Source organism: Bacillus sp. ABA4_010, from assembly GCF_056159105.1.
The window spans coordinates 3066891-3083070 of the sequence record NZ_JBSWUN010000003.1 but is presented as its reverse complement, the minus strand read 5'-3'; the positions used below and the strand labels follow the sequence as shown (position 1 = coordinate 3083070).

Sequence of the window (16180 nt, the reverse complement as noted above, 5' to 3'; positions counted from 1 at the left end):
GTTCTTCTAGTAAAAAATCAAATCGCTTGCGATCGGAACTTGGCAAAAACTACGGTTATGTTATAATCGGGCGACTAGTGTAAAATGAACATAAGCGACTATCTGAAGAGAGAAAATGACCCCTTTTCAGGCAGGTGCTTACTGTTGGAGATTTGATATGACCGTTCGGTAGTCATATCGCATTTACTAGATTGATTGAAAAGGTAAAGGGGCGTATAGAGAGAACATGACGAAAAAGCTGTTATTGGCAGAAGATGAAGAAGTACTGCGCATGCTCGTAGTAGATACGTTAGAGGATGAAGGTTATGACATTGATGAAGCGTGCGATGGAGAAGAGGCGTACGAACTCATTGAACAAAATGACTACGACTTAGTCATTATTGATTATATGATGCCGCAAATGACCGGACTGGAAGTAATTGAGAAAGTACGTCAGCATCCGGAAAAAAAAGATGTGAAAATTTTAATGCTTTCAGCCAAAAGCCAAAAAGTAGATCAAGATAGAGTGTTGCTGGCAGGAGCCGATCATTTTGTATCCAAACCGTTCAGTCCGCTTTATTTAGTAGAAAAAGTAGAGGAGATACTAGGTGAATAAAAAGATTAATAAAAGCTTAGTACAAAAGTCTATTTGGATGAGCATTGCCTTCGTGGCGCTTCTTATCATCGGAATTCTCGCATTGAGAGCTTATCAGGTTACGATTAATGAAGAATACGAGGAAAAGCTTTCTCACATTTCGAACCATAAAGAACGACTGTCCAATTTGGAGCAAATCGCGGATAATGCTTTATTTGAAGTCCGCGGCTATTTAGCATTTGGAGATAATAGCTTTATTGAGAAAATTAATGAAGCCGAGAAGCAATTGGAAGAGGAACTGAACTTATTTTTAAAGCATATTGATAATGTTCACGAACAGCAACTGTATAATGAGATGCAAGAGTTTAAGAACTGGTATTTTGATGAGGCTTTTCCTACAGTCATCCAGTATAAACAGGAAAACAATGAGGACGGTATTCAACAGGTTGCCAGCACCGACGGCGGGACAGATCGGGTCAATAATTTCCGAACGTTGCTGAAGGAAGAAAACAAAAGACTGGAAGTAAGCTATGAAAACACGTTACGCCAAAAAGATAATAAATTGACGTTTGCTCAAACGGTCTTTTTCTTATTTTTAGGTTTCATGGTAGTCGTACTGCTTATTTTGTTCGGTTTGATTATTCGTCAAGTGATTTTACCACTAAAAGGTTTAGCACATACCGCTTCTAGAATAAGCGACGGGGCCTATATTGATTCGTTGAATCATACAGACAGGGAAGATGAAATTGGGGCGCTTTCCCGCTCTCTTGAAAAGATGATTCAAGATTTACAGCATAATGAACAAGAGCTGCTTGCACAAAATGAAGAGCTGATGGCTCAGCAAGACGAATTGAACGAACAGCAAGGGAAACTAAAGGATGCGCTCAATAAAACGCAGGAAAATGAAGAGATGCTTCTTCGTCGCAACCAATTTATCCGAACGCTTGCCAACACGCTTGACCAACATGAATTGCTGCAAAATTCGATTGATAGCATGGTATATTTTACAAAGGCGACAAAAGGTATCATCGTTCGAATGGATGAAGAAGCAAGCCATGCGGCGCACGGCCTGACAAAAGAAGAAACAGCACAGTTCCTTGCTTCCTTCCGCGAAGGAAGCATTACAGCTAAATTGAAAAAGACGTTAAAACCTTTCGTCATTAAGCGAGAAAGTATGGCGAGTGAACGAGGGTATGTAGCGGAATCGTATTTTTGCTATGACCTTGTCTTGCCGATTGTTCATGAAAATGATGAATTAATGGCCGTCATTATGCTGACCCGTTTAGGAGCTGCTTTTACGGAAACACAAGTGGATGAATATACAGGATTTGGTGACCAAATATCGTTGTCGTTAGAAAAGCTTCATATGTACGAACAAACAGAAAACAGTCGACAAACCGTTCAAGATATTTTAAACACGATTCATGAAGGTATCCAGTTGTTTGATCGAGAAGGAAATATTTTACTTGTGAATGAAACGCTTTGTGACATGGTGGGCGAAGAGGCCGAAGTGCTTCTTCAAAAATCAACGATTGAATGGATTGAGCTCATAAAAGAAAAGGTAGAGGATCCAGACGGACTGATCGGGTTTATTAAGCAGGCTATTCAAGAGAATGAACAAGACGAATCCTTTATTTTTAAGCTGAAAAATGGTTCGACGCAAATTATTCAGCTATATCCGGAAACACTGTACCGGGACAAGCAAACATTCGGAACGATTTTCGTGTATCGCGATATTACGAAGCAATATGAGGTCGATCAGATGAAATCCGAATTTGTCAGCACGGTCAGCCATGAGCTGCGAACACCGCTTTCTAGTGTACTAGGGTTTACAGAGCTCATGCTTAATAAAGACCTTCCACCACAAAGACAGCGAAAATATTTAATGACGATTTCGAAAGAGGCATCTCGTCTTACGTCGCTGATTAACGATTTTCTTGATGTACAGCGGATGGAATCTGGAAAGCAAACGTATAATAAAAACTATTATTCAATCCAGACAATTATCGATGATGTCATTGTGACGAACAAGGTGAATACAACGATTCATGACTTTGTCGTGGATGTGCAAACGAATAAGCTAACTGTACTTGGTGACCGCGATAAACTCGCGCAAGTATTTAATAACTTATTAAGCAATGCAGTGAAATATTCACCAAACGGCGGCAAAATTATCATTAAAATTTCGGAAGAAAAGACTCATTTGAAGATCGATGTGATCGACGAAGGGTTAGGCATTCCGTCTGATGCTATTCCGCATTTGTTTACGAAATTTTACCGAGTGGACAACACGGACCGCCGCAAAATTGGCGGAACCGGACTTGGATTGGCGATTGTGAAGGAAATTGTGAAAGCGCATGATGGAGATATTGGTGTGCAGTCCGAGTTTGAAAAAGGAAGTACGTTTACCGTCATCCTGCCTTTAATTGAGGATGTATGCATGATCACAAATGGTGATATGCTAGACCGGAAGTACAAAGCCAATGTTGTCATTGTGGAAGATGATCAAAGCTTGGCGAATTTGCTTCATGAAGAGCTGAAGGACAACGGTTTCCGAGTGGCCCATTATACGGACGGTGAAACCGCTGTTGCATCGATTACTGAAGAACCTCCTGATGCCGTGGTCGTCGACATTATGCTTGATAATAGCATCGATGGGTGGACCATCATTAAAAAGCTGAAAGCAAATGAAAAAACGGAAAACATCCCTATTTTCATTTCGACCGCTTTAGATGAACAGGAAAAAGGAAGGCACTTAGGGGCAGATGGCTACTTAGTGAAGCCATACCAGCCGAGCAAGCTATCCAATCATATTTTACAGGTACTGTTGGAACATGAACGAAAAGGGCAAATTATGATTCCGAAGCCTGAGAACGAGAAGCCACAATAAACGCTTTCAAAAGGTGGTTCAAAAGAATGATTTTATTCTTTTGAACTACCTTTTTTATGTAGCAGTGAGAACGAACGAAAAACTTTGCATTGAAAAAATTCTAAATAATGTTAAAATCTATTTGCGTGTAATCCGCTTTCATGATGAAATGTCCGCTTACCCGTCAGTGGTTTGAAGTGCGCGAATAGCCGCTGGATGTAATGAACTTAGAGAGGAACGATCGCTGATGAATAAACATGCGGTTTTATATTTAAGTGTCTTTTTGTTCTTTTTTCATTCTTCTGTCACCATCATGAACAATTTTTTGCCGCTATATTTTCAGGAGCATGGATTGACGGCGACGAAAATTGGCTGGTTAATGGCTGTTGGTCCATTTACGGCGCTGTTTTCTCAGCCATTTTGGGGATATATGAGCGACAAATATAAAACGGTCAAAAGAATGGTTATTATTTGTTTAGTCGGAATGGTTGTGAGCAGTGTGTTCATGTTTCAAATGAATGCCTTTTTGCCGCTGATTATGATGTGTGGTTTGTTCTTTTCTTTTATGTCTCCAATTGGCGCATTGGGAGACAGCTTAGTGCAAAAAACATCCGCTGTGTCTGGCACTGCGTTTGGACGGATTCGGATGTGGGGTTCTGTTGGGTTTGCGGCTACTTCGTTAATCGGAGGTGCGCTTTTATCACGAGTCGGACTTGATTATTTACTATATCTTTTTCTCGTTTATGCGCTGATTACATTTGTTGTTGTGCGCAGCGTATCGGATGTGAACGTATCCACGAAACCGATTCAACTTAAAACGGCGGTGAAAGTTATTTGTCAGCCGAAATTTATGTGGTTTTTGCTTTTAATTATGTTTGTGACGGTCACTCATCGAACGAATGATATTTTTGCTGGTTTGTACATGAAGGAACTTGGCGGAAGTGAATCGCTTATCGGCTTGGCTTGGTTTGTGGCAGTAGCAGCAGAGGCAGCGGTCTTTTTATTTAGTCCGTATTGGCTCCGCTTTTTTAATGACATGACGTACATGATTGGAGCCGCCGTTGTCTATGCGGTCAGATGGCTTTTGTTTTCCGCCGCGACAAGCCCAAGTCATATTATTTGGCTGCAATCCATTCATGGCATTACGTTCGGTGTGTTTTATTTATGTGCCTTTCAGTTTGTGACAAAGCTTGTCCCCGAAGAATATCGGGCAACGGGACAGCTCGTGTTCATTTCCGCCTTTTTCGGCCTTTCGGGGATTATCGGATCTTTAGGCGGGGGAATCATACTCGACCTTTCCGGCGGCGATGTTTTATATAAAGTATTAAGCTACAGCGCGCTTGCAGGCGGAATTGGGTTAATGGTATATAAAACGTATTCCCAGAAAAAAGAACAAATGAAGCAAATGTACGAGGAAACCATTTAACAGCAGCTAAGATGGAGGAGAAAACATGTCAGTAGTTGAAACAAAATTTGGTGAAACAAATGGAAAAAATGTATCCGCATACACATTGAAAAATAAAAACGGAATCGAAGTCACTTGCTTGAACTACGGGTGTGCCATTACGAAAATGGTCACTCCTGACAGAGAGGGAAACTATGAAAATATTGTCTTAGGCTTTGATCAACTAGAAGATTATGAACGCAACCCGGCTTATTTTGGCACTGTTGTGGGCCGCGTGGCAGGGCGGATTAAAGATGCTCGCTTCGAACTTGATGGTCAAGTATATACATTACCGAACAACCATAATGGTCATCATCTTCATGGCGGAGTGAAAGGGTTTAGCCACGTCGTCTGGGAGGCGATAACAGTTGAAACAGAAACAGAGACAGCTGTCACCTTTTCTTACACGAGTCCCGATGGAGAAGAAGGGTACCCTGGAACGGTTGAGCTGAAGGTTACGTATACGCTAAATGATAATAATGAATTTCTAATCCAATATGAAGCCGTATGTGATCAGACGACACTTTTAAATGTAACGAATCATACGTATTTCAATTTAAGTGGCGGATTAAAGCGCGATGTGCAGCAGCATACGTTGAAAATAGACAGCCATCGGTTTGTAGAACTAGATGAAGAACTGCTCCCGACAGGGGAATTTCTTGACGTCACAGGGACGCCATTTGATTTTCGAGCAGGTCGCCAAATTAGAGACGGGGTACAATCACGACATCCGCAAAACATATTAGCTGGAAATGGCTATGATCACCCGTTTATCTTAAATCATCATCCTCACGGAGAAATGGTTTTGATAGATAAAGAAAGTGGTCGTAAGCTAATAGTGGAAACAGATGAACCAAGTGTTGTACTGTATACAGGGAACCACTTGCCTGAAGAGGGGAGCATTTACGGCGTGCCGTCGAACAAGTACATGGGACTTTGCCTAGAAACGCAAGGGCTGCCAGATGCGATTCACCATCCGCATTTTCCTTCATGTGTGCTCCCAAAAGGAAAAGTGTTTTCTTCTATGACGAAGTATACGTTTGGGGTGGAGTGACCGAAGTGCTTCCGTCAAAGGATTGAAGAAAGAAAAGCAACAAAATAGGAGGCATACATATGGTTAGATTCGGGATTATCGGAACAAATTGGATTACCGAAAAATTGATTGAAGCTGGAAGGGAAGTAGAGGGCTTTCAAGTAACGGCTGTTTATTCCCGTACAGAAGAGCGAGCAAAAAAGTTTGCAGCAAAGTTTGATATTCAAACGACGTTTACAGACATTGAAAGCATGGCGAAAAGCGCAGACATTGATGCGGTGTATATTGCCAGCCCAAACTCCTTTCATGCCGAGCAGGCGATTCTTTGCATGAATCATGGGAAACATGTGCTATGTGAAAAACCGATGGCATCCAATACGGCAGAAGTGAAAGCGATGATTGATGCTGCCAGACAAAATAAGGTGTTGCTAATGGAAGCGATGAAGACGACGCTTCTTCCAAACTTTAAAACTATTCAACAGCACCTTCATAAAATTGGCACGATTCGCCGATATGCAGCGAGCTATTGTCAATATTCTTCACGCTATGATGCGTATAAAGCAGGAACGGTGTTAAATGCGTTCAACCCGGCCTTTTCCAATGGTTCGTTAATGGATATCGGAGTGTATTGCATTTATCCGATGATCGTCTTGTTTGGAAAGCCAGACCGTGTTCAAGCGAGCGGATTGCTGTTGGATTCTGGTGCAGATGGACAAGGTAGCATTTTATTTCAGTATGCAGATAAAGAAGCATCGGTCGTCTATTCGAAAATTACGAACTCCTTTTTGCCTGCTGAAATTCAAGGGGAAGACGGTACGATTATAGTGGATAAAATTCATACGCCGGAAAAAGTCGAAATTCGCTATAACGATGGAAGGGTCGAGCAACTTACGCTCGCAAGAACAGCCTCCAATGTATTATGAAGTCAAAGAGTTTGTCGACTTGCTTCAAAGCGGAACGTTTGAAGCATCCAACAATTCGTATGCACATTCACTAGCAACAGTAGAAGTAATGGATGAAGCGCGAAAACAAATCGGCCTTGTCTTTCCTGCTGATAAGAAACTCGATTGAACGAATAGGGCTTTCATTAACGGAATAGGAAGTCAAACATAAGATTCCATCACAAAGTATGTAAGGAAAGCTTACAAACAATTGGCACAACAAGAAAAAGTGTCATATGATGTTAGTAGATCACATGACTCTCCTGCGATTTCGAATCATATGAGAAGATGAGGTGGTTCATCCATCTTCATCACCCCCTGGAACTTATCGTTTCAGGGTCTTTTTTTGTTTAGTTAGTTCCCCCTTGAATCATTCAAGGGGGACATACTTTATACCGTAAATTGTTTAACCGTTGCTTGCAGTTTTTCTGCCATAGAAGATAAGGAAGCAGCAGACGATGAAATTTCCTCCATCGATGCTAATTGTTCTTCCGTAGAAGCCGAAGTGGTCTCGGTGTTAGCAGCAACAGCGGCGGATACTTCATTCATCGTGTGCACCGATTCTGTTAGCTTGTCTGTATGTTGGACAATTTGTTTTGATTGATAGCTCACTTCTTGAATGCTGTCTGCCACCTCTTGAATATCGTGTTGAATTTGTTTGAAAAGCTGACCAGCTTCAGACGCTTGATGAACGCCTTTATTCATTTCCTCTGTTCCAACTTTCACTTCTTGTACGGCGGTATTGGTTTGCTGCTGAATATGAGTGACCAATTCTGCGATTTGTTGAGCGGCTTCGGAAGACTGGACGGCAAGCTTTCTCACTTCATCCGCTACTACAGCAAAGCCATTTCCCGCTGTGCCGGCTCTTGCAGCTTCAATGGCCGCGTTTAACGCAAGCAAATTCGTTTGAGAGGAAAGGTCATTAATCGTTTTCGTCATTTGGTCAATCTCTTTTGAACGGCGATACATGCTTTCAATTGATTGGGAGAGGGTAAACATAATCTCTTCGATTTTGTTCATTTGCTCGATGGTTGCGTTCATCGTCTCGTTTCCGTCTTCTGCCTGTTTGAGCGCATTGCCAGAAAGTGTGGCCGTCCGTTCGGCATGGCTGGATACGTGCTGAATGTGATCGGCAATGTTACGGACAGCAGCAGATACTTTTTCCGCCCCGTTTGATTGATGAAAAGAGGTATTCGCCAACTCCTCCATGGCTAAAGCAATCGTTTCGGTTACTTCACTTGTTTGCGCCGCTCCTACATTCAGCGTTTCTGCAGTAGCCGCCACTTCTTCGGAACTTGTTCTTACTTGATGGACAATCGCGAGAAAGTTGCCGGCCATATGCTGGAAAGAACGGGACAGTTCACCGACTTCATCTTTTAAATGAACATCCAGCTGCTGAACGGTTAAATCGCCTGTAGCCATTCGTTTCACTTGCTTCGTCAAACGTACAATCGGATTGGAAATACGATGGGCAACGAATAGGGCGACACTGATTGAAATAAGAAAACAAGCAAGGCCGACGATGAGTGAGACAAGCAGCGAACGCTTGCTGAACTGTTGAATGTGTGCCACGCTTTGTTCCATCTGTTCGGTTTGACTTTGTACGAGTTGTTCCGATTGTGAGAGAATTTCTTTCCCATAAGGGAGCACGCGGGAATTAAGGGCAAGCTGTGCCCGTTCAAAGCTTTCCTCCGACAAAGCAAGGGTTTCGTTCACTTGTTCCATGTAATGGTCATTTAATTGCAAAATTGTATCGACCATTTGAATATCAACGGGTTGCTGAAGAAGTGGCTTCGTTTTTTTCAATAAAGATAGCAGTTGTGTATTCGCTTCATCAACTTGCCTTAAAAGGCGAGTATCCTTCGTAAAGAAATATTCATACATGAAACTGTTGCGTTCTGCCACTATTTTTTCCATTTCGGCGACGTTGAACTGAATGTCTGTTTGTTCGTTTAGGACATGGGAGTAGGATTTGTTCAAGGAAAAAATAGTGTAATACAATGAACCGCCTGCAATGCCGAAGCAAAAGGCGATGAAGAGAATAATCAATAAGAGCTTTCGTTTAATCGACATCGACTTTCTACCTTCTTTCTCAGTATGACTTTTCACCTATGGCCTCTTAACATGTATTGTACAATAATTCTTACTATTTTCTACCTTTTTATCTGAAAAAAAAGAAAATATAAACTTCTTGAAATGGCATGAATTTCTTATAAATTGTTTTGCGCTCTAAATATTTTGCTACTATAATAGAACAAAAAGTGATTAAGTGCTTTTACATCCTGCTGTTGAGTCTAATAGGCGAAGCCTTGGACGATCGGAGGATTTTTTATTTGGGAAAGGACGATTTTTGTGGCAAATTGGTTAGAAAAGTTGTTCAAGCTGTCAGAACGACAAACAAATGTAAAAACGGAAGTGTTGGCAGGGCTGACGACTTTCATGACAGTCAGTTACATTATCATTGTCAATCCGCTCATCTTATCAGATGCAGGTATCCCGAAGGAAGCAGCATTGGCAGCAACCATTTATGCAATTGTCTTCAGTTCCTTAATAATGGGATTGTGGGCTAATTTTCCAGTTGTAACAGGACCAGGAATGGGACTCAATGCGTTCTTTGCTTATTCCGTCGTATTAGGACAGGGATTATCATGGCAAACAGCGCTCGGAGCGGTGTTCATTTCAGGAATTGTGTTCTTCTTATTAACCGTTACCGGAATACGGGAGAAAATTGTTGAGGCCATCCCAAGCGGATTGAAGGCATCAATCGCAGTAGGAATCGGTTTATTCGTTGCGTTTATCGGGTTGAAAAATGCAGGGATTGTCGTAGCGAATGAATCGACATATGTCGGTTTGGGGAATGTTATAAGTAAGGGGCCGCTTCTGGCGTTATTCGGCCTTGTACTGGCAGCGGTACTTATGGCAAAGAAGGTCAAAGGGGCGCTAATTGTCAGCATTTTAGTGACGACAATCCTAGCGATGATGACAGGTGTTCAAGCGGTTCCGACGAAAATGGCAGATGTGTTCTCACTGACACCGCCAAGTATTGCTGACACATTTATGCAAATGGATTTAAAAGGCGCGTTCGCTTACGGGATTTTCTCTGTCGTGTTTTCATTTACGATTGTCGAACTGTTTGATACATTAGCGACGTTAATCGGTTTAACGAAAAAAGCGAATTTGACCGATGAGAATGGAAAAGTTCCTCATTTAAATCGAGCACTTGCGGCAGATTCAGTCGGGACAATGGCGAGTGCAGTGTTCGGAAGCACAGCACTGAATACGTATATTGAAAATGCGACAGGAATTGCAGAGGGAGGACGAACAGGGTTAAAAGCTGTAACGGTAGCACTTTTATTTGTGTGTACGCTCTTTTTGGCACCCCTTATCCAGTTCATTCCATCTGTGGCCACGGCTCCTGCGTTAATTATCATTGGATCGCTGATGTTAAGTGATATAAAAAATGTTAATTTTGATGATTTCACTGAATTTGTGCCGGCCTTTTTAACGATTATTATGATGCCGTTAACGTTCAGTATTGCAGAAGGACTTGCCTTCGGGTTTGTGTCTTATGTATTGCTGAAAGTTTTAACAGGCCGACATAAAGAAGTGCACTGGATGATGCATATTATTGCTTTAGCCTTTATACTTAATTTTTACATGATGAGCCATTGAGAATAGCCGTCCAACTGGGCGGTTTTTTTCGTACTTTAAATCATCATGCTTTATGTAAATATTTCGGGAAATGTAATTCTAGATTTCAGTATAAGATCTGTAGTAAAATGAAAATATTGGTTATCTTAAACAGAGTGGAGAGGCGTCATGCAAAAATATAAAGTGTATATCGTATTGATGGTGGTCATGTTATTTTGGGGATTAAATGTGTCGGCGCTGAAAGTGTTGGTGACTGATTTTGCTCCTTTGACGATGACGGCATTTCGGATTTTTACGGCCGGGGTAACGGTCTTATTTTTATTAAAAGTGATGAAAGTGTCGCAAAAGCTTCAATGGAAAGAATTTGTTTTTATTACGTTTGTCGGATTATTTAACGTTGTGGGTCACCATTTCTTTTTATCTTTAGGTTTGGAGAAAACGACTGCAACGAACGGCGGACTGATTATGGGGCTAGCACCGCTCATGACGACAGTGTTGGCAATTTTATTTTTGGGAACGCGCTTAACGACAGTCCGCTTTATCGGTATTTTGTTTGGTTTAACAGGAGTCGGATTTGTTGTTTTAAAAGGGGGCGGGACGGTTTCTTCGGGCTCGCTTGGTGATTTATTCGTCTTTTTGTCCCTGTTTGTGCAAGCAATTAGCTATGTGTTCATTCGCAAAGTGTCTGCTTCTATTGATGGCCGTATTATGACAGGGTGGATGCTTCTGACAGGATCGGTGTTTTTATTTATCATCAGCTTATTTGTCGAACCGAACGGTCTGGCGACAATGGTTACAGACGATATCGGATTGTGGGCAATCTTTTTATCATCAGCCGTTTTAGCGACTGCTGTCGGTCATACGGTCTATAATCAGGCTGTTCAGCATATCGGAGCGGCAGAAACGGCGATTTTCGTTAATTTAAGTCCGTTTTTTGCCCTCGTTGGCTCTAGTTTGTTTTTAGGAGAGGTTATTCACTACCAGCAGCTGCTTGGCTTCCTTCTGATTATCATCGGTGTTCTATGTGGAAGTGGAGTGGTCGAAAAAATGATTCGCTCGAGAAAGAATTCCGTCAATATGTCAGCCTAAAACAAGGGTATATGCCCTTGTTTTTTTATACATAAAAAAAGACTCTCTATCAAAGAGAGTCTTTTCAGTCAAAAGCGAATTACTTTTGAACGTTAGCAGCTTGAGGGCCACGAGCGCCTTGCTCGATTTCGAAAGAAACAGTTTGGCCTTCTTCTAAAGTTTTGAAGCCTTCGCCTTGAATAGCTGAGAAGTGTACGAATACATCGTCTTGACCTTCAACTTCGATGAAGCCAAAACCTTTTTCTGAATTAAACCATTTTACTTTACCTTGTACCATAATTGTACCTCCTGTGTGGATAAGTCCACATTGTAATATTATACTATCCTTGCTCAACCATATTCTGCCAAGACGAAAACCACTTTTAGAAGATAGTTTTTCTTTCAGTCATATACCGAACAAAAATAACTACTTAAGTATAGCATTTAAATTTAAAATAAGCAAATTTCCTTCGCATAAAATGTAAAAAAACTTGAATTTTATTTAGTAGAGTCAAAAATAAGCGATTAAAGCAAATAGAACAAGACGGCAAAAAAGTGAGATGCTGTGCCCCCTAGAACAAATAAATGCCAAATGGCATGATGGAATTTAAATCCTCTCCATACATAGAAGATGGCACCAATCGTGTAGAGAACACCTCCGATGACGAGTAACATCAATCCGTTGGAAGGGAGGTTTTCAACGAGCGGCCCCCAAGCAAATACGATGAGCCAGCCCATTACGACATATAAAACCGTTGATGTGACGAGATATTTTTTAACAAAAAATGCTTTAAACACCGTGCCCCCAATCGCAAGACCCCATACAATCCCAAACAGTGTCCAACCAAGCCAGCCTTTGACGGCAATAAATAAAAATGGCGTGTATGTTCCCGCGATAAAGAAATAAATGGAGGAATGGTCCATCACTTCAAATACATCTTTCGCTTTTCCTGAAGGAAAGCTGTGGACGAGCGTGGACGACGTGTACAACAGAACCATTGTAACGCCAAACAGTGTAAAGCTTACGACATGCCAGGCACTTCCGTAAAGAGATGCAAAGACGATTAGTAATACTAAAGCGGCAATACTTAATAGTGCCCCGATGCCATGAGTGATGGAATTGGCAATTTCTTCTCCTTTAGAGAACGTGTGCGTATTCGCCATGTTTCATCAATTCCTTTCCGTGACGTGAATCCAGCCGCCGATCAATCCGAAACAGATGTTCCATTGGCAACTTGAAAATATTTCTCATTTTCAAATTATAGCACATATTTTTGAAAGGGCGCATATATTACGTGCGTGTTTCAATAGAGAGAGTTGCGAACATAACTGTCGCTATTTTAATAGATGTGATTTTCACTTATCAGCGTGTGCTGGAGAAATTGCAGGCACAATGCTTGAAAAGTGTCATGAGTTGAAGTCTCGAAAATAAATATATGGAGAATGCAGCTTACAAAATAAGGGGAGGCAGTTTCATGAAAAGAGAAGCCATTTTTGATGAAACAGGAACATATCGTTACTCGCTTTCAAGAACATGGGATGAGAGCAACGACCGAAAAGTAACCTTTATACTGCTTCATCCGGGTACGGCCGATGAACATAAAGACGATGCAACCGTAAGCAAATGTACTTTGCTGGCGAAAAGATGGGGCTTTGGGTCGCTTGAAATTGTGACGCTTTTTGCCTATCAAACGAATCGTTATCATCTATTAAATGAGTTAACGAAAGAAGAAGCCATCGGCTATGATAATGATCGTTACATTCAATACGCGCTTGCCGATGCTGACCTCATTGTAGCCGCCTGGGGAGAAAATGTTGATACTCATGACCGGGATGCGGATTTGCCGTGGATCCTTGAAGGCAGAAAGCTCGTTTGCCTCGGCTCCACTCACCGCTATTATCCGCGCCACCCGCTCTTTGTCCCATATAATGTCATGCTTGAAGCATTCTATCTGCAGCCAGTGTCCTTTTTCGAGGCGGACACGATGATAGCAAGCCCTACTCTTGAAGAAAATTCGTTTGATCCGTACGAGGCGATGGAGCCGGTGCCGTCCATTCAAGAGGTTCGCCCATTCGTTCAGTCAAACAAGGAAGAAGATTCATGGATTTTTTGTACGATGTGCTATGACGAGTATCCGATGCACGGAGAAGCAGTTTGTCATAGTTGCCATGAACAGAAAGGGAGAGCGACTCCTTTAGATGAATATGATTACATGATTTAGAATGAAGACTTCAGGAATGCGCCTTTTTGAAAGAGGACGCATTCCTTACAACGTCTGAGATTCATAAATTACTAGTTCCTTACATATATATTGATTTAGAAAGTTCGCCATGACCAAAGAGTAGTCATCGCGAACTTTCTAACCTTTGAGGGCAAACTCAAGTGGTCTCGCTCAACGATTGTGATGCTTCGCGATTGAATGAAGCTGTGTCGAATGATGAAAGCAAACCTATATAAAAAGAAACGAGCATGTTCTTGCATAGAAAAAAAGGGGGGGCTTGGAGAATGAGAACCGGGCAAGTGTTGCAGCGCATTGAACAAATTTATCATCAGCTGGAAGAAGAATGCTTTATGTATGTCGGAACCATTATCCAGGAAGAAGCTGATGTTGATCAGCGGTTACTGGATGAGCTAATGGAACTGTTTGGATTTTTGGCAGGAACGGATGTATATGATCAGCAGCTTCTAATAGAGCTGAGAGAACTGCTTGATTACGACAATCCGATTTATCAATTGTCGACATGTAAAATGCTGACGCTTGAAGGATTGGAAGAAAAAATGGATGTGTTACATGATGAAAAGCAGGTAGTAGAAGCCACACTGGCGAGAGTATATTATGATCGGCGTCACCAGCTTCTCCAGCAGTCTCGCCCTTATTTAAAACAATTGCAAAGACAGATGCAAGCACTGCTTTATGCGGAATACCCGATTTAGTGAAGAAGCCCCCGTGCTGGCACCTTTGATGAGCATGACGGGGGCTTGTTGTTTTACAATCAGGTCTTATAGGCTAATCGAGTATGGCTGTAATTCATGCTGTTTGACGAGTTTGACATTAAACCGAAACGCGACGTCTCGAATTTCACAATACCCGCTTTCATAAATATGGACAATCACATATTCTTTCCCGTCGTACAAAACTTTGGAACCAATCGACATAAAAAACCTCCTCGATGGATTTTTATTCATATTTTCATCGTTCGTCCTCTTTCTTGAAAAGAAAAGAGGTCGTTCGTCTACTATAAAACATACATAATTTGGTTGAAAATTCTGATTTTTATATTATCTTAAACCGTTCGACAAATATCTTCAATAGCTAATTCACTAATTTTACAAAAAAACGATTTTTTGATTGAGCTCAATACTTATACATATGACAGCAGACCTGAAAGAATGACAATTTTTTTACGGACATAATGTAGAAAAAACCACTCATCAATCTCGTCCAAATACGGATTGATGAGTGAGCGCTATTTCCGCAATTCGCGACGCTCGGACTGCTTCATGATGTCAGCCATGGCAGCTGCTAAGCTTGCTTTACCAGTGGCATCATGACCGGCTTCCCATAACATCATCCCGCCAAAGCCATTTTCCAATGCGAGCTTTGTTTTTCGCTGAATCGTGTCACGGCCGTTGTAATGATACATCGCCCCATTAACCGTTGCTGCATCTTGATCCGCATTCGCGGGGTTGCTGTTGACGATGGAAGCATACGACAGCTGCTCATCTGCGGGGTTTTCTGGCTGGGCGTAAAATGGTACACCAAGCACAAGCTTGTCTGTTGGAAGACCTTGTTCGTTAAAAAAGCTTGTCCAATAATCAACAATGTTTTCACTAAAAGTATAAGGAGACAGGTTGGCGGCGTTATAGCCTCCGTCCCATTGTCCGTCATAGGCCATAATATTAACATAATCTACATGACGGAACATGTCTGGTTCAAACACGACCCCATTGACTTCAGTTCCTGTCACACTATGGATTTTGGAATAAACAGCGATCGACAGCTCTTTTCCTTCCGCGTGCAGCTTTTTCCCAAGCGCTTCTGTAAATAAGCGTAATTGTTGTGCATCTTCTTCAGAGCGTGGATGTTCAAAATCGATATCAATGCCGTCTAACTGCTCCTGTTCAGTGATGGAAGCTAGTTCTTCAACGAGCATGTGGCGGGAGTGTGGCTCGCTAATGGCTGCTTTGAAGTAATCATACGATTCTCCGCCATTCATATGAAACCAGCCACCGATAGCAAGCATGGCCTTCGTCTCGTTTTCATGGGCAAGCTGCACCATCGTGCGCAAATGGTTTAAGGCTGTTTCTCCATTCAGCTCAATTTGTCCATCTTTCATCGGATGAGCAAACGAGAACACGACGTGCGTTAATTTCGAATAGTCGAGTGAATGCGGGTCGCGAAAATCTTGGATGTAGCCAATGAGTACCTTTGAATTTTGCGCGTTCTCCGTCGCGTTTCGTTCTTTTTCTACTATGTCAGGTGCCTTCGGGTTGAGCTGATGCGAATAAAGAAGGCCGCTCATAAATCCTCCACCAAAGGCAAGGATGATCATAAAAACCGTAAGTAATCGGCGTTTTGTCACGATTCGCCTTCATTCC

Annotated in this window: 13 protein-coding genes and 2 pseudogenes; 9 read left to right on the top strand and 6 right to left on the bottom strand. The window is 41.9% G+C overall.

What is annotated here, in order from left to right; all coding sequences use genetic code 11:
• Nucleotides 1–226: 226 nt before the first annotated feature.
• The 5 genes and pseudogenes from ACXAEO_RS16455 to ACXAEO_RS16435 all read left to right on the top strand — a co-directional run bounded on the left by ACXAEO_RS16455 (nt 227) and on the right by ACXAEO_RS16435 (nt 6991).
• Nucleotides 227–595 (top strand): response regulator, encoded by a 369-nt coding sequence (locus ACXAEO_RS16455; protein WP_474883080.1) that lies wholly within the window; start codon nt 227–229, stop codon nt 593–595.
• Nucleotides 588–3464, top strand: a complete 2877-nt coding sequence (locus ACXAEO_RS16450) for an ATP-binding protein (protein ID WP_474883077.1) — start codon at nt 588–590, stop codon at nt 3462–3464. Before ACXAEO_RS16455 ends, ACXAEO_RS16450 begins: the two co-directional genes overlap by 8 nt.
• A gap of 226 nt (nt 3465–3690) precedes the next feature.
• On the top strand, nt 3691–4869 hold the full coding sequence (locus tag ACXAEO_RS16445; protein ID WP_474883075.1) for an MFS transporter: 1179 nt from the start codon (nt 3691–3693) through the stop codon (nt 4867–4869).
• A 25-nt stretch (nt 4870–4894) separates the two neighbouring features.
• Entirely contained in the window at nt 4895–5941 is a 1047-nt protein-coding gene (locus ACXAEO_RS16440) for an aldose epimerase family protein (RefSeq protein WP_474883073.1), read from the top strand.
• A 59-nt stretch (nt 5942–6000) separates the two neighbouring features.
• Nucleotides 6001–6991, top strand: a pseudogene (locus ACXAEO_RS16435) (Gfo/Idh/MocA family protein).
• A gap of 260 nt (nt 6992–7251) precedes the next feature.
• On the opposite strand, the gene ACXAEO_RS16430 reads toward ACXAEO_RS16435, so the two are convergent.
• Nucleotides 7252–8070 carry a methyl-accepting chemotaxis protein gene (locus ACXAEO_RS16430; protein ID WP_474884238.1) on the bottom strand — a complete coding sequence of 273 codons (819 nt, stop codon included), beginning with the start codon at nt 8068–8070 and terminating at the stop codon, nt 7252–7254.
• A 129-nt stretch (nt 8071–8199) separates the two neighbouring features.
• Nucleotides 8200–8445, bottom strand: a pseudogene (locus tag ACXAEO_RS16425) (HAMP domain-containing protein); the annotation flags it as partial.
• Between the two features lie 768 nt (nt 8446–9213).
• On the opposite strand from ACXAEO_RS16425, the gene ACXAEO_RS16420 reads away from it, so the two are divergent.
• Nucleotides 9214–10533 (top strand): NCS2 family permease, encoded by a 1320-nt coding sequence (locus ACXAEO_RS16420; RefSeq protein WP_474883071.1) that lies wholly within the window; start codon nt 9214–9216, stop codon nt 10531–10533.
• 147 nt (nt 10534–10680) lie between these two features.
• Nucleotides 10681–11601, top strand: a complete 921-nt coding sequence (locus ACXAEO_RS16415; protein WP_474883068.1) for a DMT family transporter — start codon at nt 10681–10683, stop codon at nt 11599–11601.
• A 79-nt stretch (nt 11602–11680) separates the two neighbouring features.
• Here ACXAEO_RS16415 and ACXAEO_RS16410 read toward each other — a convergent pair whose 3' ends face one another.
• Nucleotides 11681–11878, bottom strand: coding sequence for a cold-shock protein (locus ACXAEO_RS16410; RefSeq protein WP_474883066.1), 198 nt, complete (start codon nt 11876–11878; stop codon nt 11681–11683).
• Between the two features lie 227 nt (nt 11879–12105).
• The gene (gene trhA, locus ACXAEO_RS16405) at nt 12106–12744 is read right to left on the bottom strand and encodes a PAQR family membrane homeostasis protein TrhA (RefSeq protein WP_474883064.1); all 639 of its coding nucleotides are present in this window, start codon (nt 12742–12744) and stop codon (nt 12106–12108) included.
• 311 nt (nt 12745–13055) lie between these two features.
• Here trhA and ACXAEO_RS16400 point away from each other — a divergent pair, with 311 nt between their 5' ends.
• Together ACXAEO_RS16400 and ACXAEO_RS16395 are read left to right on the top strand one after the other, a co-directional pair.
• A complete protein-coding gene (locus tag ACXAEO_RS16400; protein WP_474883062.1) occupies nt 13056–13802 on the top strand; it encodes a DUF1643 domain-containing protein in 747 nt (248 codons plus the stop codon).
• 284 nt (nt 13803–14086) lie between these two features.
• Nucleotides 14087–14515 carry a hypothetical protein gene (locus ACXAEO_RS16395; RefSeq protein ID WP_474883060.1) on the top strand — a complete coding sequence of 143 codons (429 nt, stop codon included), beginning with the start codon at nt 14087–14089 and terminating at the stop codon, nt 14513–14515.
• 66 nt (nt 14516–14581) lie between these two features.
• On the opposite strand, the gene ACXAEO_RS16390 is transcribed toward ACXAEO_RS16395, so the two are convergent.
• Both ACXAEO_RS16390 and ACXAEO_RS16385 read right to left on the bottom strand, forming a co-directional pair.
• Nucleotides 14582–14737 carry a hypothetical protein gene (locus ACXAEO_RS16390; RefSeq protein ID WP_474883058.1) on the bottom strand — a complete coding sequence of 52 codons (156 nt, stop codon included), beginning with the start codon at nt 14735–14737 and terminating at the stop codon, nt 14582–14584.
• Nucleotides 14738–15048: 311 nt separating this feature from the next.
• Nucleotides 15049–16164: a glycoside hydrolase family 18 protein gene (locus tag ACXAEO_RS16385; RefSeq protein ID WP_474883056.1), complete on the bottom strand. Its 1116-nt coding sequence runs from the start codon at nt 16162–16164 to the stop codon at nt 15049–15051.
• Nucleotides 16165–16180: the final 16 nt, after the last annotated feature.

Coding starts and splice junctions, on each gene's coding strand:
- ACXAEO_RS16440 (WP_474883073.1), top strand. CDS start 4,895: ATGTCAGTAGTTGAAACAAAATTTGGTGAAACAAATGGAAAAAATGTA.
- ACXAEO_RS16395 (WP_474883060.1), top strand. CDS start 14,087: ATGAGAACCGGGCAAGTGTTGCAGCGCATTGAACAAATTTATCATCAG.
- trhA (WP_474883064.1), bottom strand. CDS start 12,744: ATGGCGAATACGCACACGTTCTCTAAAGGAGAAGAAATTGCCAATTCC.
- ACXAEO_RS16410 (WP_474883066.1), bottom strand. CDS start 11,878: ATGGTACAAGGTAAAGTAAAATGGTTTAATTCAGAAAAAGGTTTTGGC.
- ACXAEO_RS16445 (WP_474883075.1), top strand. CDS start 3,691: ATGAATAAACATGCGGTTTTATATTTAAGTGTCTTTTTGTTCTTTTTT.
- ACXAEO_RS16430 (WP_474884238.1), bottom strand. CDS start 8,070: ATGGAGGAGTTGGCGAATACCTCTTTTCATCAATCAAACGGGGCGGAA.
- ACXAEO_RS16455 (WP_474883080.1), top strand. CDS start 227: ATGACGAAAAAGCTGTTATTGGCAGAAGATGAAGAAGTACTGCGCATG.
- ACXAEO_RS16415 (WP_474883068.1), top strand. CDS start 10,681: ATGCAAAAATATAAAGTGTATATCGTATTGATGGTGGTCATGTTATTT.
- ACXAEO_RS16400 (WP_474883062.1), top strand. CDS start 13,056: ATGAAAAGAGAAGCCATTTTTGATGAAACAGGAACATATCGTTACTCG.
- ACXAEO_RS16390 (WP_474883058.1), bottom strand. CDS start 14,737: ATGTCGATTGGTTCCAAAGTTTTGTACGACGGGAAAGAATATGTGATT.